Source organism: Sutterella sp., from assembly GCF_052272535.1.
In the GTDB taxonomy this organism is placed as follows: Bacteria; Pseudomonadota; Gammaproteobacteria; order Burkholderiales; family Burkholderiaceae_F; genus Sutterella.
The window spans coordinates 1-3,286 of sequence record NZ_DAVZJY010000242.1; the positions used below are offsets into that span (position 1 = coordinate 1).

Consider the following 3,286-nt stretch of genomic DNA (forward strand, 5'->3'; position numbering starts at 1 on the left):
TCGCCTTATATCCCCGCCATGAATGACGGGGCTTTACGGCTCGGTTTGGTAAAGAAAAAAGGAGGTGCGTTTCGAGAACGCAGCCTCCTGGAGTCTCAATCGCGTCGAAGCCGCAGACTACTTCGCGCAGTGCGCCGCGACGGCGCGTTCAATACGCTCGAGGGCGGCGGTGAGCGTCACCCGCGGGCAGGCGGTGTTGAGGCGCATGTGGCCCTTGCCGCCCGGACCGAAGTCCTCGCCCTTGTTGAGCGCGACTTTGGCCTCCTTCAGGAAGAAGTCCGTGAGTTCAGCCTGCGTCGTGAAGCCCAACGCCGAGCAGTCGAGCCACATGAGGTAGGTTGCTTCCGGCATGTAGGCGCGGATGGCGGGGATGCGTTCTTCGAAGAACTTCACGGCGTACTCGAGGTTCGCCTTCACGTAGTCGTGAACCTGCTCGGCGTAGTCGTCGCACTCCGTCCAGGCGGCGGCGAACCCGACCTGCGCGAAGCAGTTGCGGTCGGGCTGGCTCGCCTCGAGCTCGGCCTTCACGCGGGCGTTGAGGGTGGCGTTCTTGCTGATCAGAACGGCAGCGCGCAGCCCCGGCGTATTGAAGGTCTTCGAGGGGCTCGAGCCCCAGACGGTGATGCTGCGAGCGGCTTCCGAAAGGGTCGGGAGCGTCGTGTGCTCTCCCTTGAAGACGAAGCCCGAGTGGACTTCGTCGGAGAGGATCGTCACGTTGTGGCGGCAGCAGATGGCAACCAGGCGCTCGAGCTCCGCCTTCGAGAAGACGCGGCCCGTCGGGTTGTGCGGCGAGCAGAGGAGGAAGAGCGAGCACTCGGGGTCGGCCGCGCGTTTCTCAAAGTCCTCGAAGTCGATTTCGTAGCGGCCGTTCACGAGCTTGAGGGCGTTCATCGAGCAGATGCGGCCGTTCGCCTTCGTGAGCTGCATGAAGGGCGGGTAGATCGGCACCTGCATCAGGACCTTGCCGCCCGGCTTCGTGAAGGCGCGGATCGCCACGGCGAGCCCGAAGCTCATCGAGGGACAGTACTGCACTTCGTTGGGCGAAACCTCAAAGCCGTAGTGGCGGCTGCACCAGTCCACGGCCGCGCCCTCAACGATGCCGCCGTGGGCGTTCGGATAGCCGTAGATGCCGACGTCGGCGATGCGCTTGACGGCGTCGATCACGGGAACGGGCGTGGTGAAGTCCGAGTCGGCGACCCAGAGCGGGAGCACGTCCTTCGGATAGACCTTCCATTTGGCGGTGTCGGTGCCGGAGCGGTCGATGACGCGGTCGAAATCGTATTTCATCTAGGGTCCTAAGAAAAATAAAAACGGACAAAAGACGATGGGAGCGCCCTGCGTCGGGCGCTCCAGGAAAACTGCCCAAAAGACTAGCCCAAGAGCGCCGCACGTGGGTGGGCAATACCTCGTAGTTTCGTTGCAGAAATGGAAAAGCCGGCCGCCCAATTCCGGGACGGACCGGCCTTTCGGATCCGCTTCAGACGGCGCCGGGTTAGCCGAAGACCTGCTTGAGGTGGGCTTCCCAGCGCTTCAGGTCGGCTTCAATGGTCGGGTTCTTGAAGACGTCGTTCACCATGAAGCTCGGGAGCTTCTGCATGCCGAGGAACTCAAAAGTCTTGTGGACCGGCATGAAGAGGCCGTCGAAGCCCCGGCCCTCGAAGAACTGCTTCGGATCGGTGAAGGCCTCGAGCGGAGCGTTCCAGGTCGAGGAGAGCATGTACTTCTTTCCGGTGTGGACGCCGCCCGAGCCGTACTTCTTCGAGGGGTCGCTGCGGGTGCGGCCGTCGTTGGCCTGCATGCGCGGTTCGCAGAACACTTCGTCCTCGTACTTCTTGAACTGCCAGGGCGTGCTCATCCACCAGCCCGGCGTCTGAACGATGATCGCGTCGGCGGCGAGGACCTTCGTCGCTTCGTCGGTGACGTTCCACTCGCTGTTGAGGTCGGTGACCACGACTTCGTGACCGAGGCCCGTGAGGGTCTTGACGGCCTCGTCGACCATGGTCTTCGAGAGCGTGCCGCCGTGGCCGTTCACCTTGCAGCCGGCGTTGATGATGAGGATGTTCATCTGAATGCCTCTCTTGGCGTTGTTTCTTTGATCAATTCGCGGCCGCGCGACCGAAACAGGGCCGCAGCCGGAAAAGTTTTGCACCGAACGATTCTATAGCGCGGTGAAGGAGAGGCAGCACGCCGGAGGGAGTAAGGCTCTGGGAAAATTGTTAGGGTTTGTACGAATAATTACGCCGCAGCCTTCGGCGTCTTCTTCCACTCCGGCAGCTGCGCCATCACCACGGCTGCCGCCATCAGCACGCAGCCGAAGCCTTCGCGCATCGAGAGGACTTCGCCGAGGAGCGCCCAGCCGGCGAGAACCGAAACCACGCTTTCGAGCGAGAGGATGAGGCTCGCCGCGGTTTCGTTCATGCCGCGTTGGCCGACGATCTGCAGCGTATAGGCGATGCCGTTGCTCATGATGCCCGCCCAGAGGATCGAGGGGAGCGCCGCCCACCAGCCCGCGAAGGTCGGGGTCTCGAAGATCCCCATCATCGTGCTCGCGATGAGGGAGCCGAAGAAGAACTGCATGAGCGAGAGCTCGATCCCGTCCACCTTGGTGACGAAGCGCGAGATCACGAGGATGTGGAGTGCGAAGACGATCGCGCAGAGGAAGACGTACAGGTCGCCCTGCGCGACGGTGAAGCCTTCGGGCGGGATGCAGAGGTACCAGAGGCCCGCGACCGCCACCGCGACCGAAATCCAGAGGAGCGGCCGGGACTTCCTGCCGAGGAGAAGCCCGATCAAGGGCACGAAGACGATGTAGAGCGCCGTGATGAAGCCGGCCTTGCCCACTTCGGTCTGATGCACGAAGCCGAACTGTTGCAGCGACTCGCCCCCGAAGAGAAAGAGTCCGCAGAGAAAGCCCCCGAGGAGCAGGTTCTTCTTGTATTCGGACGAGCGGCGGCGCGCCGCTTCGTCGGGCTTGAAGGCCGCGAGCCGCCGGCGCATGAAGAGAACGAGAGGCAGAAGCGAGAGGACGCCCAAGGCCATGCGGCTCGACGTGAAGGTGAAGGGCCCCACGGTCTCCATGCCGACCGACTGCGCGACGAACGAGCATCCCCAGATGAGGGCGGTGAGGAGGAGGAGCCCGGACTGGCGGAGCTCGAAGAAAAGGGTGCTGTTGTTCGTGGTGGTCATTGCTGCGGCGGCATGGTGGAGGGCGCGAAGCGCTGATTCTACGGCGCCAGGGCTGACGCGTAGCAGGCTCTAATTGCTTGTTGTGCGCCAGCCCTAATTC

3 protein-coding genes are annotated in these 3,286 nt (G+C 63.0%); all 3 read right to left on the reverse strand.

The window, feature by feature from the left end:
• Window positions 1-117 precede the first annotated feature (117 nt).
• A complete protein-coding gene (locus ACT6Y9_RS09720) occupies window positions 118-1,287 on the reverse strand; it encodes a MalY/PatB family protein (protein WP_443744377.1) in 1,170 nt (389 codons plus the stop codon).
• Between the two features lie 205 nt (window positions 1,288-1,492).
• Window positions 1,493-2,065, reverse strand: a complete 573-nt coding sequence (locus ACT6Y9_RS09725) for an NAD(P)H-dependent oxidoreductase (protein WP_295478203.1) — start codon at window positions 2,063-2,065, stop codon at window positions 1,493-1,495.
• 170 nt (window positions 2,066-2,235) lie between these two features.
• A complete protein-coding gene (locus ACT6Y9_RS09730; protein WP_443744378.1) occupies window positions 2,236-3,186 on the reverse strand; it encodes a DMT family transporter in 951 nt (316 codons plus the stop codon).
• Window positions 3,187-3,286: the final 100 nt, after the last annotated feature.

Bases quoted from the DNA above. Each gene is read 5' to 3' on its own strand.
- ACT6Y9_RS09730 (WP_443744378.1), bottom strand. From the start codon at position 3,186: ATGACCACCACGAACAACAGCACCCTTTTCTTCGAGCTCCGCCAGTCC.
- ACT6Y9_RS09720 (WP_443744377.1), bottom strand. From the start codon at position 1,287: ATGAAATACGATTTCGACCGCGTCATCGACCGCTCCGGCACCGACACC.
- ACT6Y9_RS09725 (WP_295478203.1), bottom strand. From the start codon at position 2,065: ATGAACATCCTCATCATCAACGCCGGCTGCAAGGTGAACGGCCACGGC.